Source organism: Cellvibrio sp. KY-GH-1 (genome assembly GCF_008806975.1).
Taxonomy (GTDB): Bacteria; Pseudomonadota; Gammaproteobacteria; order Pseudomonadales; family Cellvibrionaceae; genus Cellvibrio.
In genome coordinates, this window is sequence record NZ_CP031728.1 from 1334606 (window position 1) to 1358889 (window position 24284).

Consider the following 24284-nt stretch of genomic DNA (forward strand, 5'->3'; position numbering starts at 1 on the left):
TTATTCCTCATCCTTAATATGGATATCGCGATTTTTGAAATCGAAATCAAAACCATCTTTTGCCAAACAACTTCCATTAAATGTATAAGGTGGACTTCCTTCAGGAAAACCAATTAATCGGCTCAACCACCCACCCGTTGCTTCATAACTCCTCCAACTAATAACTATTTCATCTGTAACAGCATCTTTGTAGGACCAATTTCTCTCTAAAATAGGAATAATGTACATATTTAGATATTGATCTTTAACCCTTTGATAAACTACCGTTTTCCCTCTTATATTTTTTTCATCAACAGTTAATACTGCATTTTTTTGCATAACGATCTAAACTGAAACCCGCCAATAATGTCATCTGCAAAAGGAGCAATAAAAAACAAAAAAAGCAAAAATCCTATGCCAAAATTCTTTGTTATTGGGCTAGCTATTTTTTTCATTAAAAACTTTGAAAGCTGATAGCAAATAAAACCCCATAACGTTATTAATGCCAATAAAGCCAGACCAGCCATGTAATCACTCCAAATAAAATAGCGGACGACAATATCCCATAAAAAAATAATGTCTTAATAGGAAATTAGAGGAAAGGGATTTTTCATTTTGCTCATTAACTCCATTTGCACATCCAGTGTTATTGATAAAACCAGTTGGGGAAACTGAATCATCCATTGCCTTGTTAATTTGGTGGGTATATATCCAGTTTGGATAATACCAATTAGTACCATTTTGTAAATTAGCTTTAAGTGCCACTTAAATAATTACTTGTGTTTTTTTGATAAACACCAAACATAAAATCAAACCGCAGTGCAGTATTGGCCAGCAACATATCCTTGCCTTCTCCGCCATGCCAGGTGGAGGAAGCTGAGCGTCCGGTAATAACATCATCGCCCTCGCCACCGTCGATTAAATCTTTACCATGCTGATCGTAGGTAGGATCACCCGCTTTCGGCGTAATGGTTCCGGAGTACTTATAAACCGAGCCGGCATCAATCCAATCGTTACCACCATCACCGTAAATACGGTCACCGCCCCAGCTACCTTCTATATAGTCATGCCCACCTCCACCATGAAGACTCACAGGAGGCACATAAACTAACGTCTCGTAAGCCGATGCAAAATCCGCCGATAATGCATTCGCACCACCATCACCGGAAATTGTTGGCAACGATGGCGGCGTTTCAGCATCCGCATCTTTTAATGAAACACCAAATTGCCCATCACTCCATTTATCCAGAGTGACGCTACTACCTGCATTTGAAAGGGAATTGAGAAGAAGGGTTTTGCTTCCACCGCTATCAACCAAAACGGCTTCTACAGTATTGGCGGAATTACGATAAATAATGCTGTCTTTAGCGGTTTGCTTTAATTCGCCAACAGCACCATTAATATCCAGGGTATTTAAACCTTCGGTGTCGATAACAGTATCGTGCCCGAAATCGCCGGTAAATTTATAGGTATCATTCCCTGCACCGCCTTTTAATACATCGTTGCCGGCACCGCCATCGAGTGTGTCGTTATCTTTACCGCCTAATAACAAATCGGTGTCTGCGCCACCGAGCAGTTCATCATGGCCGGCACCGCCATCAAGAACGTCGTGGCCTTTTAGCCCATTGAGTTTGTCGTTACCCGAGTTGCCCTCTAAGTAATCATTGCCTTCATTACCACTCAAAACATCTGAACCAGCGCCGCCATAGAGGTGATCGTCATTTTTACCCCCAGTTATTACATCATTGCTCTCCCCACCAAACGTCACATAACTAACGCTATCCGCCGGGGCAAATGGAAATGCCTGTACATCCTGACCTGAATATAAGTCACTAAAAACTGTGTAATCAACTCCGATATCTGTGGCTGGCCCATTAGTACGCCAATGCGACAAAAATGCAGATAGCGCCAAAGCACGATCATGAATCCACTGCTCGGTCATTTCACCGGCTCCAGTTTTTGGATCGTAAAGTGTTAAGGCGCTTTTAACTGAGTCCGACGGTTCTATGATGATGGGGGACAAACCTGCCAATGCTGCACGGGCATTCACATCTGTTTTAGCCATTTCCGCTAGTTGTTTAGGATCATCGATAAACTGAATTTTTTTCGAATGCAATTCTGCTGTGGAGAATTTACTGAAAAATTCCTTTGCTTTCTCTATGAACTCTCCAGGTTTTACAGTAACGGCTTTGCCCTCCAACGTAGACATAATCCACGCCAATGCATGCTCAACAGCAGGCGCACCAATTGTGCCTATATCTTCTATCAGCTCACCGAATTTTTTAGCGTCCCCAACCAGTTGTTTGGAAATATTTGCATCAAGAAGAGTAAGGAAATTTTTATTGAGACTAAAGGCAGCAATGGCATCTTCAATTGTCCATACACCAACAGCTGCATCAATCAACCATTGGCCTATATCCAGATTAGTTATTAAATCGAAATTTGCCTCTGCCGCTTTCAGTAGCGCTTTTTCATAAGCATAGTAGGCAAAGAGAAGATTTTTAACATCATCAAGACGGTTTAGTTGAGTTGAAGCACCGAGAGGAGATGAAGCATCTCCTGCAGTTAATAGACGGCCAATTTGTTGGCTATCAAATGCATGGAACAAAATAGTACCAGACCAACCGGCGTTAACATCCTTATTTGCTGTATCATTTACATTTAAAGATGAAAATAAAATTTCACCTACACCCACAGCATCCATTTCAGCAATTCTATCAATGCTCGGAAACGAATTATTATCCAGAATATCTTGTATTGCACGCTCCGCACCCCGATTCGATGCTTGCTGCATCAATTCCCCACTATATTTAACGCCGCGCAACGCCATTTGCGTACTGGAATATTCACGGATAAGTGCTGAAAATGTCCCTTTCCCTGAATTCGCTTGAATAGCCCCCGCAAGCCATAGCTTTACACTGTAATCAACCTGAGGAGAGCTGTCCACCCAAGACAATATTAAAAGATAAGCATCTGCATAATTCCCCTGCGAATTAGGGCCACGATCCAAAATATCTTGCAATATCGTACGCTGCTCATTGGTAATCATCATGATTTATTTACTCCACTATGACTGAATCTAAAAATGAAACGACTTTTTGATGTATTTCCTTCCAATCCTTCATGTTTTCACCGCCGATGACATACATCACCATCACTTTATTTTTCTGTAAATACCCTCCATTAGCGAAACGGCAATGAGTGATTCGCCCACCGGGATTACCAGCACATACGTATTTAATTTTTCCACCTATGGGCGTTTGATATTCAGGAAAAGGCGCAAAGTAAGTGATATATCCCCAACCGCCTCGATAAATTACATTATGATATTCCGTCAACCCAAGATCATCTCGCTGCACAACTTTTTGCCATTCCTCAGCGTTAAATCGCTCTTCCCTTTCCGCAATATTCTCCGTCCATTCCGGTGATGCTGGCTCTAAGGTAATGTGAATTGCATTATGACTGGAGTTTTTTTCTCCTAAATCAGGATAAAACAAACCGAATCTAATTGTATCAGCCCGCCCTTTAACAATTTTATGAAGAGTAGAAGGCTCGAATTGCACTCCGGCAGGAAAACGTAATAAGACATCCCCCAACCTAATTTCGTTAACCTGCCCTTCTACATAACCATGAGCCGCACGATTTTCTGGCGTATTGGTTGCAGGTTTACCTGATCCCCTCCGCGAATATCGGACACCTTAGAAACTGAGTAAACTTACTCCAGAGGTGATCCATGAGCAAGAAACCAACCCCAAAAGAGAATAAGAAGTATACAGCCGAGTTCAAAAGTGAGGCCATTAAACTGGCCGAACGATTGAGCGTAGCGGAAGCCGCCGAAAAACTGGGCATATATGCCAGTCAAATTTACAGTTGGCGTAGCGCACTCAACAATAGCCGTACTGATGTTGAAAGAGAATCGCTCCTCGCCGCTGAAAATGCACGCCTCAAGCGTCAGCTCGCCGAGCAAGCAGAGGAGCTTGAAATCCTAAAAAAGGCGGCTACCTACTTCGCGAAGCATCAAAAATAAAACGCTACGAATTTATGCTGACAAATAGCGCGCTATATTCAATCGCGATGATGGCGCGCGTTCTGTTGGTTTCGCGAAGTGGGTATTACAGCTGGCTTGATAATCGTGAAATGGTTAGTTGGCGCATGCAGCAAAGAGAAGCGATTGATGCGTTGGTAAAGGCAGCATTTGAGGCTGGAAAAGGCCGGTATGGCGCGGATCGGATTTTTTATGATTTGGCGGAGCAAGATAATCCGCTCGACATAAAAACCATTCGGAAAAGCCTGAAACGGCAGGGGTTAATTGCAAAAGCGGCCAAGCTGTTCAAGGTGACTACGGACAGCAATCATACACTACCTGTTGCGCCCAACCTGTTGGCTAGAGATTTTTCTGCGCAACAACCTAATGAAAAATGGGTGACCGATATTACTTATATTCAAACTACAGAAGGTTGGTTGTATCTGGCCGTGATGATTGATTTATATTCTCGAAAAGTTGTTGGTTGGTCGATGAGCAAACATATTGATGCGCAATTGGTTTGTGATTCATTGATGATGGCGTTGTGGCGACGAAAATTCCCAAAAAGCGTTATTGTTCACAGTGACCGTGGCAGCCAATATGTATCGCATGCGTTTAGGGATTTACTGGAAAAATATTCGCTAATACAGAGTATGAGTCGCAAGGGTGATTGCTGGGACAATGCGTGTGCGGAAAGCTTCTTTCATTCACTTAAGGTTGAGCTGGTTCACGGCGAGCCATTGCTAGATGGAAAGCACACGCGCGAGTCTATTTTTGAATATATCGAAGTGGATTACAATCGCTACCGCCGTCACAGCGCTATTGGCTTTGTTAGCCCCGAGCGCTTTGAGGCAAAAAATGTATGTTAGTTAACTGTCCGAAGTTGGCGGTAGGGATCAACCGTTAAATATCAGCAGCCAATAACCGACCAACAGCAATATGACAACAGAAAACCCAAAGAATAGTTTTTTAAGCATGGAATAAATCCTTATTAAAAGGCTCAACGTTATTTTTAATGGAAAAATTCTTCCGCATAATTTACCTGCGAATTAGGGCCACGATCCAAAATATCTTGCAATATCGTACGCTGCTCATTGGTAATCATCATGATCTATTTACTCCACTATAATTGTGCCTAAAAATGAAACGACTTTTTGGTGAATTTCTTTCCAATTCTTCATGTTTTGGCCGAGGATGTAATATGTGACCATCACTTTATTTTTCTGCAAATACCCTCCATTTGCAAAGCGACAATGAGTGATTCGTCCACCGGGATTACCAGCACATACGTATTTAATTTTTCCACCTATTGGCGTTTTATATTCGGGAAAAGAAGCAAGATATGTTATATACCCCCATCCACCACCGTAATTAACAGAGTGGTACTCTACTAAACCAAGATCATCTCGCTGCACAATTTTTTTGCCATTTTTCAGCACTAAATCGCTCCTCCCTTTCTGCTAGATTTTCTGTCCATTCTGGTAATGCTGGCTTTAGCATAATTTGTACACCATTATGAACAGAGTTGTTTTCACCTAGATCTGGATAAAAAACACCGAACCAAATTTCATCTGCCCGCCCTTTAACAATTTTATGAAGAGTAGAAGGCTCGAATTGCACTCCGGCAGGAAAACGCAATAAGGCATCACCCAATCTAATTTCATTGACTTGCCCATCTACATATCCGTGAGCCGCACGATTTTCTGGTGTATTGGTTGCAGGTTTACCCTCAAATATCAGCAGCCAATAAAGCACAAGCCCGACGACCAGCAATACAAAAAACCAAAATGCATATAATAATTTTTTAGCCATAGAAAACTCTAAAACTAACCAATACTGATTATTCTCTTAAAAAAACACAGAACAATGCGGCTACCTGAGAAAAAACAAAAAAATAAATGAGCAAAAATGCCGAAGACAAAGACCACCAATCAACAGCAGAAAACACTATAACTTTAACTGCAATGCACATTATAAAAGCAGCAATCGCTGCTGACATAAAATAATGTATTGTATTTTTAAATAGATTTTTTTTAACACTAAAAATAGTGGCAACCAAAGCATAGAAGCTAAAAACCCCAAAACTAAATAGCACAAAAACACAACAACCAATAACGGAAAAACAAATTTAAAAGCAAAAAGAAAAATTGACGTATTAAAAATAGATGCTATTACCACAGATATGTTCATGTGAATAAATAACGAAAATTTTTTATTCATTTTATAAATCAATAAAAATTAGTTAGCTTAATAGATCCGTAACAGCCAATCATGAACTGGATAAAAAGCAGCACTGACCAAATCGAACATATCAATCATGGAGCTATCAAAAAAAAGATACACAGAAATTCCAAGCATGTTGAAGTATTAGATTATATGCTCATTTGTCTTATCAACTCCTTTGCCACATCCGTTATCAAAAAAACCAGTTGGGGAAACTGCTTTGTCCGTTGAAGCGTTTTGAGCGATTGGCTTTTCAGAAAAATTCGATAATTCCATTTTTACATCCATTTTTAGCGGGAGGGATTAACTATAGTCAGATCATCCATTACCCTGTAGCTTAGGCAGGCGTGTAAATAGGCGAATAATGATCAGTTGCTTCTGCTTTGTAAACAGGATTTAAGCGACTTTATTCGCAAAGCAATGATCGTCATTTATGAAAAACATAATCCACTAAACACAGCGCACCATACAGCACCACAAAGAAACATAAAACAAAAAATTATCAATTTAACAAACCTTCAAGCCACTGCTTTTGTGCAGGTAAACACTCACTTTTCAAATCATAATTTCGCAACACAAATTTCCTTGCTGCATTACCGAGTTGTTCACGCTGCTGTGGATTTTTTAACAAGTGTGTGACTTGTTCGACGAGAGCTTGTTTATCAAAAAAATCCACCAGAAGACCGGTTCCATTGTGCTTAATAACTTCTTGCACCGGTGATGTATTGCTACCCACAATTGCACAACCCACACTCATGGCTTCCAGCAAACTCCAGCTCAGCACAAAGGGATAGGTTAAATAAACATGCATACTGGAAATTTGCAGTAGCTGAATAAAGTTGGGATAAGATAGTTTTCCAACGAAATGCACCCTGTTCATATCCAACTGGCTTTTTACTTCTTGCAGAAACAATTCTTTCCAGGTTGTTCCCGGCGGTGGCTTGCTGCCGTAACTGACATCATCCCCACCAACAATAATCACGCGCGCTTTTGGATTTCGTTTAAGGATTTCCGGTAAGGCGCGCATAAAAATATGGTAGCCGCGCATAGGTTCCAGATTGCGATTGACGAAGGTGATTATCTGCTCGTCGCGCGTGATGGTTTTGTCATTCAATTGCATGGTTACCGCAGGGTTAGGTTTTAACAGGTTGGTATCTATACCATCATGAATGACTGATATTTTTGATTGGAAATAGTCGGGGAAAACTGAACGTTGGTAATGCGTGGGTGATAGTCCTGCATCTGCCTGCAGCAGATGCAAATCAAAATTGGCATTTTTCAGTTTTAACCGACAGGCAAGGCCTTGCTCATGCGCGGTGAATTCCGGGTCAAAATTGGTATCTGCCCCGTGGGTTTGATAATAAAACTCACAATAAAGCGCGAGCTTCGCTGTTGGCCATACTTCTTTTAGGAACAGACTCTCACCCCAACCGGGGTGCGCAATAATTAAATCCGGTGTAAAGCCCTGCTTTTTTAAATCCATTGCAGCCCGATACGCAGCTTCTGCACGAATGGTTTTGGTTTCCATATCTACCAACCATGGATGGATATTTTCACTGCTACTGCGCTTTATTGCGTAATGGTGAACTTTTATACCCGCAGGCACGGGGCGCTTGCTGGTAGTCAGTACACGAATATCGTTTTTGGCATCTGCCGCCAATGCGGGCGCAAGATGCAAAAATTGCGCAGGAAAGTTTTGGTGGATAAAAAGCACTTTCATTATTCACGATATCCTTTAATAAATTTATCCATTTACTGTTATCGCTCGCGGATACTTTCCTGCTTGTACTTCAACAGCGGCGACATGAAATATTCAATCACTCGCCTTTGCGTAGTCTTCAACTCCGCCGTAACCGCCATGCCAGGAATTAATTTCACATCTTTCGCTTCCACACGAATCGTTCTCTTGTGCATTTTTAAATGCATGGCGTATACGAGGCCGAGTTTTTCATCGAGGATGGCGTCATCGGAGATATGGGTAACGGTGGCGTCGATCAAACCGTATTTGGTGAAGGGGAAGGTGTGGATTTTAATTTCTGCCGGCATATCGCTTTGCACAAAACCGATATCCTGGTTGCCGAGCATGACTTGCACTTCCAGATTTTCTTCTTCCGGAACCATAATCATTAATTGTTGCGCTTCAGTGACGACACCACCGATGGTGTTAACCGCGAGTTGTTGCACGTAACCGGAGACCGGGGCATAGAGAATTTGTTTGTCGTTCATATCGCGCGCTTTAACCAGTTCTTCGGTAATAGTGGCGAGCTGGTTGCGGCTGTCGGCAATTTGCGCGAGCAGTTTGCTGCTGGTGTCGGCTTTGAGGGCGTTGATTTGTTGTTGGGCTTCGTTGATCGCGGCGATGAGTTGTTGCTGGATTTGTTGCTGGGTGGCGAGGTCTTGCGTGCGTTCGATGCGCTGCTGTTCCAGCTCCAGGTATTCCGCTTCCGAGGCCATTTTTTTTTGATAGAGGCTGTGCAATGCAGCAGCGCGCTTGGTGACCATCGGCAGGGTTTGTTCGAGTTTCTTGATGGTTTCCAGGTTGGCGATTTTTTCACTTTGCGCTTTGGTTAAGGCGCTGTGCAAGCTGCTGAGTTGTGCCTGGTATTGTTGCCATTGCTCCCAGGTTTTTTGCTGGTGCAATAATATTTCCGAGGCAGATAATGTGAGTTTTTCATCAATCACCAAGGCCAGCTCACTCGCGGCGACAGGTTTTTTGTGCTGGTTGTTTTTTTGATGATTTTTTTGAGGCTGTTGATTGTTGTGTTGTTGATCAGCAATTAACGCTTGTAAAGCTTCACTGCCCGCAAGGTTCAAACTGGCATTGTGCAGTTCCTGTTGCATACGTGCCTGATCCGCAGCAGTGATGGTGCGATCCAGTTCGATCAGTGGATCACCCTCTTTTACATACTGCCCTTCTTTTACATGAATGGCTTTAATCACGCCTTTATCCAGCGGCTGGATTTGTTTAACGCGGCTGCCGGGAATGATCTTGCCTTCCGCGCTGGCTACCACATCCACTTTGCCAAAGATGGCCCAGAGCAGCGTGAGGATAAATAAGGTAATGAGTGTCCAGGCGAGCCAGCGCACTAAGGGGTTGGGTGGGGTTTCCTGCAGCTCCAATGCGGCGGGCATAAACTCAGAGAGGCTTTGCTGTTTGGAGCCATCACCCAATTTTCCTCGCTCTTGCCAGGCTTCGCGCAGTAATTCAAAAAAATTAGTCATGGTTAAACTCCATCTCAATATTTTCCTTTTTTACCATCGGGCGTGCGGCTGCCTTGGCATCCTGATAGCCATGCAATTGCGCGTAGTAGCCTTGTTGTTGCAATAACTGATCATGCGAGCCCTGCTCTACAATGCGGCCTTTGTTCATCACAATAATGCGATTGCAAATGCGCACCGTACTTAAGCGGTGGGCGATGATAAACACGGTGCGGCCGTTACAAATGTGCGCCATGTTGTCCTGGATGATGCGTTCGGATTCGTAATCCAGCGCACTGGTGGCTTCATCGAAGATTAATATTTTGGGATTGGTTAATAACGCGCGGGCAATCGCGAGGCGCTGGCGTTGGCCGCCGGAGAGGTTGCTGCCCTGTTCGCCGACCATAGTGTCGTAAGCTTCGGGGAGATCCACAATAAATTCATGGGCGCCGGCGAGTTTGGCAACCGCCACAATCTGCTCCATGGGCGCGGCGGGATTAGTGAGCGCGATATTTTCACGCACGGTTTGGTTAAATAAAAAATTCTCTTGCAATACCACACCAATATTGCGTCGCAGCCAAGCGGTATCCACCATAGCAAGGTCTACTCCATCCACCAGCATTCGCCCCGACTCGGGCAAATACAGCCGCTGGATCAATTTGGTAAGCGTGCTTTTACCGGAACCGGAGCGACCGACAATACCAATAATTTCCCCAGGTTGAACCTGCAGATTAAATTGATCGAGAATCACCGGGCCGTCGTGGCGATAGCGGAAACGCACGTGTTCAAAATTCACTTGCCCGGCAATCGATGGCAGTGTGGAGCGATTGGGGTTGTAACCGGGTTCGCGCGGGGTATTTAAAATATCGCCCAGGCGCTCAATGGAAATACCCGCTTGCTGGAAGTCTTGCCAGAGTTGTACGAGTTTTAAAATAGGGCCGCTCACGCGACCGGCGAGCATGTTGAACGCAATCAATTCGCCAACGAAGCCGTAGAAAAACCCAATAACCACTGAATTTACTTACAGCTAATTGATTAATAATTAATTAGCCAACTTTGCCTAACTGTTCTTGGATTTTCAATTGCTCTTATTCATTAATTGCGTTGCGCTTTGAAAAAGCGAGTTGTTTGCCTATATTCGTTCTTATTTTCGCTTCGCGTTGGTCAAATCACCATAATTCGCGAGCTTTTCTATATTGTGGATCATACAAAACAACTGCCATTGCCCCTGAACTTTGGCTTTGCCACGTAGACTGAAGCGCTTTAGCCCTTTGTTTGTGCCGATATTAGCGAACACAGGCTCAACCGTGGACATGCGATGACTATAAACCATTTTGCCAAATTCGCTATCGACCCGAGACTTCATCCATTCGGTATATTTGTTTTTGGTTTCTTTATCAATAATAAAGGACACCTGCCGCCCATGCCCGGTTCGATCATTGGCTGAATCCGGGTTTTGCATGCACTGTTCCTTTAGCGGGCATACCCGACACTTACTGAGCCTTCCCTCAAAATACAACTTTTGATGTTTGCCATAACGATCCGTCCCTTCGCGCTTTAACCACATGGTTTCCCCTGCTGGGCAAATGCAGGTTTTTGTCGATGCATCAAAGTGGAATTCACTAGCCGGAATGACTTCTTTATAACGGGTTTTTATTTTCTTGATGGGCTTGCGCTTGCCATATTTCGCTTTCTGCTCAGCAAATTTTGGGTCGCGACTGCGAAAATTATTATCTGGAATATAAGCATTAATTTTATGGGTGTAGAGGTATTCCATATTGGCCTCATTAGCAAAGCCAGTGTCCGCTGTAACCAGTGTCTGCTTGCGATAGATATTGTGCGCAAATTTCAGTTTTTGGTAACGCACCTTAATACTTTCAATAACAGGCTGTAAGGTGTGGTGTTCCTGGCCCGCGCCAAAGGCTTGGGCATCAATAATGATCTGGTGCTTTTTATCAACCGCCGCAATACCGTTATAACCCTGAATGGTGCCTTTACTGGTCGTCATCTTGGCTGATTCATTATCGGTAATATTGCTTTTTACTTCAGTCGGCCGTTTCGCCTGCCCCATCCGTGGGGCTGCTGTCTTTAGGAATTTATCAATCTTATCGTGCGCTTTACTTAAGGTTTCGATTGTCTGGGCGGTGCGCCTTTGCTTTTCTGCATCAGCAGATTCGGTTTTATCGATACGGCGGTGCTCCCGCATATGGTGCCGAATCAACTTTTTTAATTTGGCGCGTTTCTGCTGCAATTCTTTAAATGTTCCCGACCATTCCTTGGAGGCGTTAGAGGACATTTTGCAACCATCAATCGCAAACAGCTCATTGCCCAATAATCCTTGCTCATGACAAACCAATAGGATTTGTTCGAACAGCGCTTCAATCGCTTGCGGATGGCTACTAATAAAACTGGCGATAGTGGTGAAATGAGGAACGGTATCGCAAGAAAGCGCTTTAAAAATAATATTGTTCGTACAACACCACTCAATTTCGCGGCTGGACGTAATACCTTTGGAGTAAGCGAACAACACAACACCGAGTAAAATGGCAGGGTTATACGCAGGCCTACCGCCATCTTTATTGTTGTAAGCGTAATCAAAGATAGAAAGATCGAGCTTTTCATGAATCAAATAATGAATAGCGTGCTCGAAGGTGCCGGGTTGCAACTGGTCGCGAAAATTAATCACCACCATCGCATTTTGATCATGATTGTAAGGAATAAACTTTGGCATAAGCGCACTCCTGAGGGGATGCGCCATTTTAACGAAAAACAATCGATTTTTGGGGTTTTTCTACAGCTTCAACGGTGAGTTCACCGGCGATTACCAAATGCGCTCCCCACCAGATAATCCCGAGTGTCATTAGCTTATTAATCAATCCGGCAATTTGATTGGCCACATTGCCGAGGTTCTGGCTACGAAAGGAGGCATTCACATAATGGGCGAGTTGATCTTCCCATTTGCGCTGCATCTGCGGCTCTACCGCCATGGCTTTTACGGTTTGTACACCGGTGACGGATTCGGTAAGGAATGCCGTATTCGCGGCACCGTATTTGAATTTGTCATTGAGGCGATGACGCAATATCGGCGTGATAAATACCGAGAGCAGGATGTAACAGGGGATGGTGGCGGCCACCACAAAAAATAAGGTGGTGCTGTAGTACCACATCACCAGCAGGAAGACGATGGTGAAACCCAGATCGAGAATTAAAGTAAGTGCACTACCGGTAATAAAATTGCGGATGGTATCCAGCTCATGCACGCGCGCGACATTTTGCCCCACTTGCCGCGACTCGAAATAGGCCATGGGCAAGGCCATTAAATGATTAAACAGGCGCGAGCCCAATTCCACATCCACCCGGCTGGTGGTATGGGACATCACATAACTGCGAATACCCCCGAGCAATGCTTCAAAAATCGCAATCGCTAAAAAACCAAAGGCGATGACATCGAGCGTACTGAAACCGCGATGCACCAACACTTTATCCATCACCACTTGAAATAGCAGTGGTGTAATCAGCGCAAAGAGCTGCAAAAAAAATGAGGCGATAATCACTTCGCCAAATAATTTCCGGTATTTGATTAACGAGGGAATAAACCAGCTGATATCGAATTTTTGTTGTAGGCTTTCGCGCAAACCCAGGCGGCGTGTTACATAAATAATTTCACCAGACCAGAGTGATGCAAACTCTTCTGCGGTGAGTGTTTTGGGCGTTTGCTCACGCAAATCCTGCACCAACACTTTAACCGGCTTGCCCTCCTCTTCAGCCACGCGCGCGAGGATGATGTAATCGCCATCGACCGTTTTAACAATTGCGGGCAAACTGGAACCGATTAATTTATCGAGTTTAAACGAAAATAATTTCGCTTTAAAAGTCAGCGCTTTGGCGGCGCGGAGGATTTCAGTATTGCTAAACGGTTGACCGGGAATTGCGAATTGGTGGGAGAGTTGTGAAGCATCAGCGGGGAGCTGGTGGAATCCTGCGAGTGCTACCAAGCACTGTAAACCTGTGTCCATGGTTTAGTCCAAATAAATTAGTTAATCTCATAAGCGCCGCGATTCTAATTACTATCGTTCCGGCATGCAAATCATCAAGATGATGCATGCGACATTTTGTTGCCCTTTACGAAAACCTAAAACTCATTCAAACCAATAACGATGCTGCGCTTTGCGATACTCAATAATATTTACTGGCTTCCCATCTAACCACTCAAACACCAACGCACCCGAATCTGCAGTGTTAAATTCGCGGCTACCTACAGCTTGAAAACGTTTGCGCACTAAAGGATGCGGGTGACCGTGTTGACTGCGGTGACCGGCAGAGTAGACAACAAATTCAGGCGTAGTACTACTGACAAAGCGCGCACTAGATGAAGTACGGCTACCGTGATGTGCCGCTAGCAATAGCGTTAGGTGATCAGGAAATTTTTGCTCGGCTAACAGTTGGTTCTCTACACGCGTTTCAATATCGCCGGGCAATAAAATTGATTGATTCACGTAACTAATTAGCAATACGCAGGACCTATTATTATCATTGGTGCTGCGCTTGATAGTTGCAGGTAGAAACTCAAATGAAACCTGATGCCACTGCCATGCATGTTGTTGATGGCAATCCTCCATCGCGGTAGATGTAGTTAAATTTACCTGGGTGTTTTCAATATCACCCATTACGATGCGTTTAGCATCAACCTTTTCCAAAAAACCATTCAGGCCACCGGCGTGATCCATATCCGAATGACTGACCACTAGCATGTCGACCTTATCGATTGCTTGTGAAAACAAATAAGGTGCGAGAATTGCGCCGCCTGCGTCAAAACTATCGGTATACCTTGGCCCAGTATCGTAAACCAACGTTTTATCCTTTACCTGCACCACGACTGCGGTGCCCTGCCCTACATCCATTATGCTAATTTTTAAATCAGGTTGTTGTGCAACGGGAGAAATCACTCCCAACCAAACGCCCAACACCAGACCACTCCAACCCATTACTCTGTGAACCAATCCTTTGGGCAATAGTAACAACAGGCAACTAAACGCAATCAGTAAAGAAACACCAGGAGAAAAAGCAATAACAATACTCGCTAACTGACCCGCCGCATCCAGCATGGCTTGCAAAATTACCTTTAGCCACTCCATGGCTAGCCCTGCTGTATTTAATAACAAATCGCTGAATGCGGGATACACGCCTTGCAGTGCGGCACTGGTTAACACTAAAGGAACAACCAAAAAAGTAATCAGCGGAATCGCAACTGCGTTGGCAATGGGCGCCACCAAAGAAACCGAGCTAACGAGTAAACTCAATGGAATCAACAAGCCAATAAACATCACCCACTGCGAGCGAATAAACCCCGTTGCTATATTGCTCGCAGAAAATCCACGCCAATAGTCACCGTCCGATTTAACAACATATCGCCCTGAAAAATAAAATAGCAGCAACGCCACTGCACCAAAGGACAACCAAAACCCCATGTCATATGCGGCAAGCGGATCAATCATAACCACCAATGCCAATGCGCAACAAAAAATATCGCCTACGCGCGCGCTGCGGTGCCTCAAGCAAGCACCGTAGAAAACACTCAGCATGATAAGCGTGCGCACCGTAGGAATATTAAAACCAGCTAATGCAGAATAAAAACTCGCGCAACCAATCGCCATGCACCACGCGATTACCAATGCAGGACATGAATGCCACACCAGCTGAATTAATTTTCCAATAATCAAGCCGAGGTAAAACCCGAACAATGCGAGAAAGCCGACATGCAACCCTGATATAGCAATCAGGTGTGATGTCCCCGTGCGCTGCATGCGATCCCACTGCTCCTTTTCTACATAGGAAGAATCGCCAATCAATAATGCGATTAAAATACCGCGCTCAGTGGAATTACTGTGCGTCAAAATCCATTGCTGTAATTGTTGTCGTTGCCAGTTGATCCACTCACGCGCACCCAAGCCATCTGCACCAGACTGAACCTGCACATTTTCATCGCTACTAACGACATAACCTGTCGCACCTACACCTTGGCGCAACAACCAGGCGTGATAATCAAACCCCGCGGGATTTGCAAAACCACGCGGGCGTTTCAAACGCACATTCAACTGCCATTCCTGACCAACCACTATGTTGGGTAACTCAACAGCGTCGCTCTTGTTGTAGCCGTTATACCAACTCAATTGAATTTTAGTGGGAAATGAGTGGAGCTTGGGTGTCGTAGCTCCGCCAATTGACGCACTACGAATACTCAAGTTGAAACGCAGGCGTTGGTCGTTACGCTCAGGTAGATCCGTGATAACACCGCTAACCCTTAACTCCTGTCCGGTTAAAGCTTCATCCAGCTGTTGACCAAGGAATTGATGACCAGCAAAAATTCCCCAACCAAAACCAGCGAGTAACGCAACCAACCAATAGGCGCGACGGTAAATAATAAGTAGGGCTAGCCCGGAGATTAACGCCAGAGTTAGCGGTAGCGAGGGTAAAGAGGGCAGAAAACTGACGGTGACGACGCCGAACGAAAACAACAACAAGCGGATGGGCATAGGGCTAAATCCTTTAACCGATTTGATACTGATAACCCCTTGTCATCAGATTGTCGTGCAGCTTATGGCATCCTGCGCAGGCACACAAGGCAGGTTTAGGCACCGTGAACATGGCCTTGACCGGATTTTACGGGCATAATGCCCCCTCATTTTCAGGTAGTGATTTGGTTTTAGGCATGGCGCGTAACCTACTGAAGCGATTTATCCCCTCCCCAGCGGCAATCAAAAGCAACCCAGCGTTCCATTTTCTGGGTGACTTGTTGCATGACCCCAACCTGTTTCATTTGAATCGCCATTCTGTATCGGTTGCTATGTTTTGGGGGCTGTTAGTGGCGGTGCTCCCTATTCCGGGCCAAATGCCCGTGGCCGCCGCCGCTGCACTGATGTTTCGTTGCAATCTCCCTTTGGCAGTCGCGCTTACCTGGATTACCAACCCCATTACCATGCCGTTTTTCTTCTTTATTACCTACCAAATGGGCAGGCTGGTTTTGCAATTAGATCCAATTACCTTGACGGAACCTCAACTCAGTTGGGATTGGTTGGCCAATGAGTTTGGCCACCTGTGGAAACCTCTGGCGGCAGGTTCCATTATTACCGGTTTGCTGCTGGGCACATTGGGTTATTTCCTGATGCAGCTTTACTGGCGTTGGCATGTGGGGCATAACTGGGAAAAGCGCAAAAAGAAACGCGCCGCCCAAAAAGCCGAAGCAGATCAACAGTAGCGACAGCACTAACCATCACGCAAAAAAAAGCCCGCACGTTCGCGGGCTTTTTTTGCGGGCATTTTTATCTCACTACGCGCGATTTTTTAACCTCTTACTCATAACGCAATGCGTCTGCTGGTTGGATTTTGCTTGCTCGCCAAGCGGGATAAAGAGTAACAAAAAAGCTAATCAACAATGCAGTAACTACGACCTTGGCCACATCATTCACCACAATTTCGGCCGGCAAATAAGTAGTAGGATAAACATCTGATTTTAAAAATTGGACACCCAATAGTTTTTCAATTCCCTGCACAATACTGGTAACAAAATAAGAAAGCACCAAACCAATCACCAACCCAATACTGGTGCCAATCAAACCGATCAAACCACCCTGTACCATAAAAATTCCCATAATTTCTATAGTGGATGCGCCCATCGTACGCAAGATGGCAATATCACCTTGCTTATCGACCACTACCATAATTAGCGTGGATACCAAATTAAATGCGGCGATGGCGATTATTAAAAACAGCAACATCCCCACCATATTTTTAGACATTTGTATGGCTTGATAAACGCTTCCATGGGTGTGCATCCAACTGGAACCATAATAATCAGGCGGCAGATTTTGCATAATGTCGCGAACTACTTGCGGCGCGGCAAATAAATCATCCACTTTCAAACGTACTCCGGTAACCTGACCGGGAAAGCCGGCGATTGCTGCCGCATGATGCAATTCCATTAACGCCAAGCCATTGTCAATATCGGTGTGGGTATCAAGGATTGCAATCACATGGACTACTTTCACGCGTGGAGCAGCACCATCCTCTGCGGGAATAACCAGACTAAGGCTCTGCCCCACTTGCGCGTCAATTTTTTCAGCCACGCCGCGCCCCAACACAATTGCCCCTGGCGTATTGGCAAGCTCATCCAATGTACCTTCAGGTAAAAATTCGGGTAGCTTTGAAGTCGTGTGCTCCTGCGCAGGATCAATACCAAAAATTTGCGCAGGCGCCACACGTTTTTGTTGGCTTAATAATCCTTGCAACTGTACAAATGGAGTTGCCGCAATTACATGTGGATGTTGTTTTACTTGTTCAATCAACGCATCCGCATTATCAATCGACTTGCGATGCAACACGCTGGCTTGGGGCATAACACCAAGAATGTTTTCCCGCAGCTCGCGATCAAAACCATTCATGATCGACATCACCAGAATTAATAAGGCAACACCAATTACCAAACCCGCGGTAGACAAACGCGAGATAAACGACACTAAATGGCTGTGTCGATGAGAAATACCGTAGCGCGTCCCCACTAAAAAGATATAACGGCTGAACATATTAATGCCCGCTCGCCAGCAAATTGCCTGCGTGTAATTCACCGTTCATTAACGTCAGGGTGCGATCCATGCGCGCCGCTAAACGGGGATCATGGGTCACCACCACAAAGCTGGTACCTATAGAGTGATTCAACTCCAGCATCAACGTCTGGATTGCTTCAGCGGCGTGAGTATCCAGATTACCGGTAGGCTCATCCATCAATACGCAGGCGGGATTAGTCACCAGTGCACGCGCAATAGCCACACGCTGACGCTCACCACCGGAAAGTTCAGAGGGCTTGTGGTGAACACGCTGGGCAAGACCGACGCGCTCCAATAATTTTTGCGCACACTGTTTGGATTCCGCAATGGAATGTTTACCAATTAATAACGGCATGGATACATTTTCCAGCGCGGTAAACTCCGGCAACAAATGGTGAAACTGGTAAACAAAACCCAAGCTGCGATTGCGCAAACGGCCACGCTCGTCAGCATTGAGACGCGAAAGATTTTGACTGGCCACGCTAACTTCGCCGCGATCCGGAATGTCCAATCCGCCGAGAATATTTAGCAAGGTGGATTTCCCCGAACCGGATGCCCCCACTATTGCAACTCGTTCGCCTGCATTAATTTGTAAATTCACATTACTCAACACACTGACTGCCAGTGCTCCCTGACCGTAATGCTTGCTCACCTGTTGACAGACAAGTACAGGATTGGAATTAGACATAATTAAAATTATTCCGGGAAAATGGCTTATTCATAACGCAGGGCTTCTGCCGGTTCAATTTGTGCCGCGCGATACGCGGGATAAAGCGTTGCCAAAAAGCTCAACCCTAGGGCAATACCACAAATCACCGCTACGTCTTGCCAGAGCAAGACCGAAGGTAATTGCGCAATAAAATAAACGTCGGGATCAAATACCTGTAATCCCAACAAGGATTCAAGTCCAGACATAATGGAAGGCAGGGTAAGCGCCGCCAGGCATCCAATAATTGCGCCGATAAAGGTACCGATAAAACCTACCGCACTGCCCTGCACAATAAATATCGCCATCACTTGCCGCGCGTTTAAACCCAGAGTGCGCAACACTGCAATATCGGAACGCTTATCCGCAACCATCAGCACTAAACTGGACACAATATTGAATGCGGCAACCGCGATAATAATCATCAATAGTGAACCTACGACGATTTTTTCCATCTTCACCGCTTGAAACAAACTGCCCTGGGTTTGACTCCAGTCTTTTACACTAAAATCATCGCCAAGATTGCTGCGCACCTGATTCATAATTAACCCAGCGCTGTAGAGATTTTCCGTTTTGACATGCAATCCCTGCACACCAGGCTGCCGTAAAAATTTTTGCGCATCCGATAAATGAATCAGCGCGAGCGTACTATCGACCTGAGCTCCGACTTCGAACACACCTACCAAAGTGAAGTTGCGCGAGCGGGTAAATGCCCCCATGGGCGTCATATTAATTTCCGGAGACGTCACACGTATTTTATCGCCCGGAGCAAGCAGTAAACGGCTCGCGAGGATACGCCCCATCACTATGCCGTACTCGCCTGGCTGCAGCTGGGCTAAATCTCCGACAATCATATGTTGATCGACCACTGACACCTTAGCTTCCATGTCCGGGTCTATGCCTTGCAGCTCGATCGCTTCTACACCGCCGGCATAGGTCAGCATGGCGGAACTCTGGATATAGGGCGCTGAAGCGACAACACCGGGTTGGGCATTCACCTTACCGGCAAGCGCCCGCCAATCCTTAACGCGGGGCTGCTGGTCGATAAACCCATGAGGAACAACATTCAGGATGCGCTCTTTCATTTCCCTATCAAAGCCATTCATGACCGACAGGACAATGATCAACGCCATAACACCCAGCGCCATGCCTATTAGGGAGAAAGCGCTGATAAATGAAATGAACTGGTTGCGGCGCTTGGCGCGGGTATAACGCAAGCCTATGTATAAAGGGATATTTTTTAACATGGGCGCATTAAACCCAATCGGCCCGATTTGCTCAAGCAAAACCGGACGCTGGTTAGCGAAAAGCATCCAGACGCCAGAAAACCTAAACAGTCAATGCAGCTTGTGCTATGGTTCTTTTATTATGTTTAATCCATCACAGTTTTTGGAAGCAATTGGTCATGAGTGAACGCCGTAGTTACTTTCGCATTGATGAAAGTATCGCCTTGGAATTCAAAGAGGTTGAGGAGATAACCGCGAATACCGCTGCCGCTGAATTACAGTTTCCCAACACTGCCTCATTAAAGCTGTTTGCCGAACTGCGCAAAATTGATAACGACAATGCCCATTTATTCCATCAAATCAAGGAAACCAGCCGCGCTCTGGGTGAATACCTACACAACCTGAACCGTAAAATCGACATTATCAGCCAGCAAATAATGGCCGACTCCAAACCCCTGCCCCCATCCAAAACCATTAAGCAAGTTAACCTGAGCGAAGGCGGCATTGCGTTTGGCAGCTCCCGCCCTGTGGAGGCCAACAGCTTTATTGCCTTACGGTTAATTTTTTTGCCCAGCAATGCCGGCCTGGTTTTGTTTGCCAAAATTATTCGCTGTGAACCCAGTAACACCGGCGAATACCAGATTGCGGCAAAATTCCATCGCGTTAGCGATGGCCAGCAACAGCTAATCGGGCAACAGATTATGCGTGCGCAAATGGCTGAGCGCAGAAAGAACCAACAATACCTGCAATAACCCTGAAGCCTCTGGCGCTTGTGCAATGCTCGGGGCACGCCGAGGCAATCATGATTCGAATTAAATATAGTGCCTGTACTTTAGTGTTCATGCTAACGGCAACACTTCAGATGCAAACCATAATGGCGGAAGAAATCCGCATCCCGGTCGGTGAGCAAGCCAAAACCCAACCTGCCGTAGATATGCCCGCAAAAGGCATGAGCAAAGAGCGCGTTAAAAGTTTATTTGGCGAACCACTGGAAGAAATCCCCGCAAAAGGAAAGCCACCGATTTCGCGCTGGAAGTATCAGGAATTTACGGTTTATTTTGATAATAATACGGTGATTCATTGCGTCAGGAATTTTCATCCTACAACGGCACCAACCGGCAGCAGCAGCCAAAATACGAGCGAATAGCACAACATCAACAAAAAAATATATCGTATTGTTCACCAAAAGGGGCGCAATAAAAAGGGCGCGATAAATCGCGCCCCTACGAATAAAACAGTTAGCGGAATTAACGACGACTAATGCGATTTACGCCATCCAATGCGGCAATACGATAAGCTTCAGCCATAGTCGGGTAATTGAAAATATTATTGAGGAAATAATGGATATTATTGCCCTCGCCCGTTTGTTTCATAATCGCCTGGCCAATGTGCACAATCTCCGCAGCTTCAGCACCAAAGCAATGAACACCGAGAACTTCCAACGTATCGACATGGAACAATATTTTTAACATGCCAACGTCTTCGCCGCTGATTTGGCCACGTGCGGTATTTTTAAATAATGCGCGCCCCACTTCATAGGGCACTTTTGCCTGGGTCAATTCAGTTTCGGTTTTACCTACAGAGCTGATTTCCGGCAAGGTATAAATACCGGTGGGGACATCGTGCACCAACTGACATTGATCGCCAAAAATTCCGCCGGTAACTGCTCGACCTTGACCGTAAGAGGCGCTCGCCAAACTCGGCCAGCCAATCACATCACCAACGGCGTAGATATTTTCAACCTGCGTACGGTAACAATCATCCACTTTTAAATTTCCGCGATGATCTGCTTTTAACCCTGCCGCATCCAGATTTAAACCATCAGTGTTACCACTGCGTCCGTTACACCAGAGAATTGCATCCGCGCGCAAACGTTTGCCGGATTTAAGGAACAGCGTAACGCTACATTCACTCGCTTCAATCGCCTCATACTCTTCAGCATGGCGAACGGTGACCCCGCTATCGCGCAAGTGATAGCTGAGCGCATCGGAAATTTCATCATCCAGGAACGACAACAAACGATCGCGGTTATTAATTAAATCAACGCGCATTCCCAAACCAGAAAAAATGGAGGCGTATTCACAACCGATAACACCAGCACCATAAATAATAATGTGACGCGGCGTATGCTCCATTTCCAGGATGGTGTCACTGTCGTAAATGCGCGGATGGGTAAAGTCAACATCGGCCGGGCGATAGGGTCTTGAGCCTGTGGCAATCACAATTTTTTCAGCGTAAATGGTTTCAACTCCACCATCCAGCAACGAAAGACTAACAGTGTTGGCATCAACAAAAGAAGCTTGCCCGATATGCACATTCACCCGGTTGCGCACATAAAAGTTGGTGTGCATTTCGACTTGCTTGGGGATGACTTTGGCCGCAGATTGTAATACACGCGGAAAGGTCAAACGGCGGCTATCGCCGATTTCACGAAACAGACTATTACTCTTGAATTGAATAACCTGCTTCACTACATGGCGCAGGGACTTGGAAGGGATTGTTCCTTTATGGGCGCAGCTGCCACCTACCAATGCCCTATTTTCTATCACAGCTACTCGTTTACCAATTTTTGAGGCAGAGATAGCCGCACTTTCGCCAGAAGGCCCGGAGCCAATTACCAAAAGATCGTAGCTGTGATCCGCTGATTTTTTACGGCCTGTCAATTTATTCCCCTTACACTAAATGACCGAATACATTGATAGTCTAGCAACAATTATTCCTGCTTAATTAATCATTTAGCGGTTTAGTTATTTTTTGATGGATTACTAGCATCATAGGAAAGATCTTTTGCAGTCTCGCTGGCCGATACCGGATTCGCTTTCTGCTCAGCACATTTGGCTTCATCACCACCGCAAAGCTCACAGACATAATTGGGATCACCCAGCGCTTTACCTACACCACCACAAGAACCAGATATCGGCTTTCTACCCAGCATCACGCTAATGGATAACGCAAAGGCAACAAATAACATCACAACCAGAGTAACGAGAAGGACTGCCATTATTCACTCCAAGGCGAAAACGCCACTCACACAATTTGCCATCTAAAAACAAAAAACGAGGCGGGTTTCCCTGCCTCGTTTTCCTTATGCATCAACCACCGAAGTCGTCGAGTAAAATGTTATCGTCTTCAACTCCCAGACTTTTTAACATTTTAATAACAGCGGCGTTCATCATTGGTGGACCGCACATGTAAAACTCACAATCTTCCGGCGCTGGATGGTCTTTCAGATAGTTTTCATACAACACATTGTGAATGAAACCTGTCAAACCACTCCAGTTGTCTTCCGGCTGTGGATCTGACAAAGCAATGTGCCATTTGAAGTTGTCGTTCTCTGATTGCAGCATATCGTAATCTTCTTTGTAGAAGAGCTCACGCAACGAACGAGCACCATACCAGAAGGACATTTTGCGCTTGGTTTTAAGGCGACGCAACTGATCGAAAATGTGCGAACGCATTGGCGCCATGCCTGCACCACCACCAATGAATACCATTTCCGCATCGGTCTTCTTCGCGAAAAACTCACCAAATGGTCCGTACACCGTAACTTTATCGCCTGCCTTCAGATTAAACACGAACGACGACATTTTGCCCGGTGGAATGCCTTGCGATTTTGGCGGAGGAGTTGCAATACGGATATTGAACTTAACTACACCTTTCTCTTCCGGGTAATTCGCCATGGAATACGCGCGAATAACAGGCTCATCGACTTTGGATTCTAAATTAAAGAACCCAAAACGCTCCCAATCACCACGATACTCAGACTCAATCTCAAAGTTAGAGAACTTCACGTGATGCGGGGGGCATTCCAACTGCACGTAACCACCCGCGCGGAAATCGACGCTCTCACCTTCCGGCAAGCGCAAAGTCAACTCTTTAATAAAGGTCGCCACGTTCGGATTGGACTCGACGGTGGTTACCCACTGCTTAACACCAAACACTTCTTCCGGAACATGAATTTTCATGTTTTGCTTTACCGGAACCTGACAGCTCAAACGCCAACCTTCATTTTGTTCACGACGGTTAAAGTGCGCCTCTTCCGTAGGAAGAATAGAGCCACCACCATCATTCACAATACAGCGACACTGTGCACAACTACCACCACCACCACAAGCAGAAGCGAGAAACACATTGTTTCCGGCCAATGTTTGCAACAACTTACCGCCCGCAGGAACAGTAATGGTTTTCTCATCATTGATAAGAATTTGCACATCGCCACTGTTAACCAGCTTCGCTTGCGCTACCAGAATGACCACCACCAGTGCAAGCACGATGAAGGTGAACATTCCAACGCCTAATAAAATCTCGGTATTCATGTACTTCCCCGC

General features: G+C 45.4%; 23 protein-coding genes. 4 read left to right on the forward strand and 19 right to left on the reverse strand.

Annotation, left to right across the window (positions count from 1 at the left end):
- The 4 genes from D0C16_RS05690 to D0C16_RS05710 all read right to left on the reverse strand — a co-directional run bounded on the left by D0C16_RS05690 (position 1) and on the right by D0C16_RS05710 (position 3575).
- Complete coding sequence (locus D0C16_RS05690) at positions 1-318, reverse strand: hypothetical protein (protein WP_151031415.1); 318 nt, start codon at positions 316-318, stop codon at positions 1-3.
- Positions 297-506 (reverse strand): hypothetical protein, encoded by a 210-nt coding sequence (locus tag D0C16_RS05695; RefSeq protein ID WP_151031416.1) that lies wholly within the window; start codon positions 504-506, stop codon positions 297-299. The genes D0C16_RS05690 and D0C16_RS05695 overlap by 22 nt, the downstream gene beginning before the upstream one ends.
- 227 nt (positions 507-733) lie before the next feature.
- Positions 734-3031, reverse strand: a complete 2298-nt coding sequence (locus D0C16_RS05705) for a calcium-binding protein (protein ID WP_151031418.1) — start codon at positions 3029-3031, stop codon at positions 734-736.
- A gap of 7 nt (positions 3032-3038) precedes the next feature.
- On the reverse strand, positions 3039-3575 hold the full coding sequence (locus D0C16_RS05710) for a hypothetical protein (RefSeq protein WP_151031419.1): 537 nt from the start codon (positions 3573-3575) through the stop codon (positions 3039-3041).
- A 137-nt stretch (positions 3576-3712) separates the two neighbouring features.
- Between D0C16_RS05710 and D0C16_RS05715 the strand changes: the two genes are divergently transcribed.
- Positions 3713-4872, forward strand: a protein-coding gene (locus tag D0C16_RS05715; RefSeq protein WP_225318661.1) for an IS3 family transposase whose coding sequence is annotated in 2 segments (ribosomal slippage) — positions 3713-3968 and positions 3968-4872 — 1161 coding nt in all. Because the reading frame shifts where the segments join, the coding sequence is not laid out codon by codon here.
- 246 nt (positions 4873-5118) lie between these two features.
- On the opposite strand, the gene D0C16_RS05720 is transcribed toward D0C16_RS05715, so the two are convergent.
- The 9 genes from D0C16_RS05720 to D0C16_RS05755 form a co-directional block, all read right to left on the reverse strand.
- Positions 5119-5442, reverse strand: coding sequence for a hypothetical protein (locus tag D0C16_RS05720; RefSeq protein WP_151031420.1), 324 nt, complete (start codon positions 5440-5442; stop codon positions 5119-5121).
- Positions 5405-5815 (reverse strand): hypothetical protein, encoded by a 411-nt coding sequence (locus D0C16_RS05725; RefSeq protein ID WP_151031421.1) that lies wholly within the window; start codon positions 5813-5815, stop codon positions 5405-5407. Before D0C16_RS05725 ends, D0C16_RS05720 begins: the two co-directional genes overlap by 38 nt.
- Positions 5816-6370: 555 nt before the next feature.
- Complete coding sequence (locus tag D0C16_RS24615) at positions 6371-6502, reverse strand: hypothetical protein (protein WP_255481998.1); 132 nt, start codon at positions 6500-6502, stop codon at positions 6371-6373.
- A gap of 226 nt (positions 6503-6728) precedes the next feature.
- Positions 6729-7946: a glycosyltransferase family 4 protein gene (locus tag D0C16_RS05730; protein WP_151031422.1), complete on the reverse strand. Its 1218-nt coding sequence runs from the start codon at positions 7944-7946 to the stop codon at positions 6729-6731.
- A gap of 38 nt (positions 7947-7984) precedes the next feature.
- On the reverse strand, positions 7985-9448 hold the full coding sequence (locus D0C16_RS05735; protein ID WP_151031423.1) for an HlyD family type I secretion periplasmic adaptor subunit: 1464 nt from the start codon (positions 9446-9448) through the stop codon (positions 7985-7987).
- Positions 9441-10436: an ATP-binding cassette domain-containing protein gene (locus tag D0C16_RS05740; protein WP_304487107.1), complete on the reverse strand. Its 996-nt coding sequence runs from the start codon at positions 10434-10436 to the stop codon at positions 9441-9443. The genes D0C16_RS05735 and D0C16_RS05740 overlap by 8 nt, the downstream gene beginning before the upstream one ends.
- Positions 10437-10568: 132 nt before the next feature.
- Complete coding sequence (locus tag D0C16_RS05745; RefSeq protein WP_151031424.1) at positions 10569-12155, reverse strand: IS1182 family transposase; 1587 nt, start codon at positions 12153-12155, stop codon at positions 10569-10571.
- A gap of 28 nt (positions 12156-12183) precedes the next feature.
- On the reverse strand, positions 12184-13440 hold the full coding sequence (locus D0C16_RS05750) for an ABC transporter transmembrane domain-containing protein (protein WP_151031425.1): 1257 nt from the start codon (positions 13438-13440) through the stop codon (positions 12184-12186).
- 123 nt (positions 13441-13563) lie between these two features.
- A complete protein-coding gene (locus D0C16_RS05755) occupies positions 13564-15957 on the reverse strand; it encodes a DNA internalization-related competence protein ComEC/Rec2 (RefSeq protein WP_151031426.1) in 2394 nt (797 codons plus the stop codon).
- A 110-nt stretch (positions 15958-16067) separates the two neighbouring features.
- Here D0C16_RS05755 and D0C16_RS05760 point away from each other — a divergent pair, with 110 nt between their 5' ends.
- Positions 16068-16679 (forward strand): DUF2062 domain-containing protein, encoded by a 612-nt coding sequence (locus D0C16_RS05760; protein ID WP_370458216.1) that lies wholly within the window; start codon positions 16068-16070, stop codon positions 16677-16679.
- A gap of 94 nt (positions 16680-16773) precedes the next feature.
- Here D0C16_RS05760 and D0C16_RS05765 read toward each other — a convergent pair whose 3' ends face one another.
- The 3 genes from D0C16_RS05765 to D0C16_RS05775 are packed head-to-tail and all read right to left on the reverse strand — an operon-like array spanning position 16774 to position 19977.
- The gene (locus D0C16_RS05765; RefSeq protein ID WP_151031427.1) at positions 16774-18003 is read right to left on the reverse strand and encodes a lipoprotein-releasing ABC transporter permease subunit; all 1230 of its coding nucleotides are present in this window, start codon (positions 18001-18003) and stop codon (positions 16774-16776) included.
- A 1-nt stretch (position 18004) separates the two neighbouring features.
- Positions 18005-18712, reverse strand: a complete 708-nt coding sequence (gene lolD / locus D0C16_RS05770; RefSeq protein ID WP_151031428.1) for a lipoprotein-releasing ABC transporter ATP-binding protein LolD — start codon at positions 18710-18712, stop codon at positions 18005-18007.
- 26 nt (positions 18713-18738) lie between these two features.
- Positions 18739-19977 (reverse strand): lipoprotein-releasing ABC transporter permease subunit, encoded by a 1239-nt coding sequence (locus D0C16_RS05775; protein WP_151034825.1) that lies wholly within the window; start codon positions 19975-19977, stop codon positions 18739-18741.
- A gap of 158 nt (positions 19978-20135) precedes the next feature.
- Between D0C16_RS05775 and D0C16_RS05780 the strand changes: the two genes are divergently transcribed.
- Positions 20136-20708 (forward strand): PilZ domain-containing protein, encoded by a 573-nt coding sequence (locus D0C16_RS05780; protein WP_151031429.1) that lies wholly within the window; start codon positions 20136-20138, stop codon positions 20706-20708.
- A 50-nt stretch (positions 20709-20758) separates the two neighbouring features.
- Complete coding sequence (locus tag D0C16_RS05785; protein ID WP_225318921.1) at positions 20759-21103, forward strand: outer membrane protein assembly factor BamE; 345 nt, start codon at positions 20759-20761, stop codon at positions 21101-21103.
- 100 nt (positions 21104-21203) lie between these two features.
- Here D0C16_RS05785 and sthA read toward each other — a convergent pair whose 3' ends face one another.
- From sthA to nqrF, 3 genes are all read right to left on the reverse strand, one after another.
- Positions 21204-22619, reverse strand: a complete 1416-nt coding sequence (sthA, locus tag D0C16_RS05790; protein WP_151031430.1) for a Si-specific NAD(P)(+) transhydrogenase — start codon at positions 22617-22619, stop codon at positions 21204-21206.
- Positions 22620-22699: 80 nt separating this feature from the next.
- Positions 22700-22957 carry a (Na+)-NQR maturation NqrM gene (gene nqrM / locus D0C16_RS05795; RefSeq protein WP_151031431.1) on the reverse strand — a complete coding sequence of 86 codons (258 nt, stop codon included), beginning with the start codon at positions 22955-22957 and terminating at the stop codon, positions 22700-22702.
- A 91-nt stretch (positions 22958-23048) separates the two neighbouring features.
- Positions 23049-24272 (reverse strand): NADH:ubiquinone reductase (Na(+)-transporting) subunit F, encoded by a 1224-nt coding sequence (nqrF, locus tag D0C16_RS05800; protein ID WP_151031432.1) that lies wholly within the window; start codon positions 24270-24272, stop codon positions 23049-23051.
- Positions 24273-24284: the final 12 nt, after the last annotated feature.

Excerpts from the sequence above, each read along its gene's own strand:
- D0C16_RS05690 (WP_151031415.1), bottom strand. The coding sequence starts at position 318 with ATGCAAAAAAATGCAGTATTAACTGTTGATGAAAAAAATATAAGAGGG.
- D0C16_RS05695 (WP_151031416.1), bottom strand. The coding sequence starts at position 506 with ATGGCTGGTCTGGCTTTATTGGCATTAATAACGTTATGGGGTTTTATT.
- D0C16_RS05705 (WP_151031418.1), bottom strand. The coding sequence starts at position 3,031 with ATGATGATTACCAATGAGCAGCGTACGATATTGCAAGATATTTTGGAT.
- D0C16_RS05725 (WP_151031421.1), bottom strand. The coding sequence starts at position 5,815 with ATGGCTAAAAAATTATTATATGCATTTTGGTTTTTTGTATTGCTGGTC.
- D0C16_RS24615 (WP_255481998.1), bottom strand. The coding sequence starts at position 6,502 with ATGGAATTATCGAATTTTTCTGAAAAGCCAATCGCTCAAAACGCTTCA.
- D0C16_RS05730 (WP_151031422.1), bottom strand. The coding sequence starts at position 7,946 with ATGAAAGTGCTTTTTATCCACCAAAACTTTCCTGCGCAATTTTTGCAT.
- D0C16_RS05735 (WP_151031423.1), bottom strand. The coding sequence starts at position 9,448 with ATGACTAATTTTTTTGAATTACTGCGCGAAGCCTGGCAAGAGCGAGGA.
- D0C16_RS05745 (WP_151031424.1), bottom strand. The coding sequence starts at position 12,155 with ATGCCAAAGTTTATTCCTTACAATCATGATCAAAATGCGATGGTGGTG.
- D0C16_RS05750 (WP_151031425.1), bottom strand. The coding sequence starts at position 13,440 with ATGGACACAGGTTTACAGTGCTTGGTAGCACTCGCAGGATTCCACCAG.
- D0C16_RS05755 (WP_151031426.1), bottom strand. The coding sequence starts at position 15,957 with ATGCCCATCCGCTTGTTGTTGTTTTCGTTCGGCGTCGTCACCGTCAGT.
- D0C16_RS05760 (WP_370458216.1), top strand. The coding sequence starts at position 16,068 with ATGGCCTTGACCGGATTTTACGGGCATAATGCCCCCTCATTTTCAGGT.
- D0C16_RS05765 (WP_151031427.1), bottom strand. The coding sequence starts at position 18,003 with ATGTTCAGCCGTTATATCTTTTTAGTGGGGACGCGCTACGGTATTTCT.
- lolD (WP_151031428.1), bottom strand. The coding sequence starts at position 18,712 with ATGTCTAATTCCAATCCTGTACTTGTCTGTCAACAGGTGAGCAAGCAT.
- D0C16_RS05775 (WP_151034825.1), bottom strand. The coding sequence starts at position 19,977 with ATGTTAAAAAATATCCCTTTATACATAGGCTTGCGTTATACCCGCGCC.
- D0C16_RS05780 (WP_151031429.1), top strand. The coding sequence starts at position 20,136 with ATGAGTGAACGCCGTAGTTACTTTCGCATTGATGAAAGTATCGCCTTG.
- D0C16_RS05785 (WP_225318921.1), top strand. The coding sequence starts at position 20,759 with ATGATTCGAATTAAATATAGTGCCTGTACTTTAGTGTTCATGCTAACG.
- nqrM (WP_151031431.1), bottom strand. The coding sequence starts at position 22,957 with ATGGCAGTCCTTCTCGTTACTCTGGTTGTGATGTTATTTGTTGCCTTT.
- nqrF (WP_151031432.1), bottom strand. The coding sequence starts at position 24,272 with ATGAATACCGAGATTTTATTAGGCGTTGGAATGTTCACCTTCATCGTG.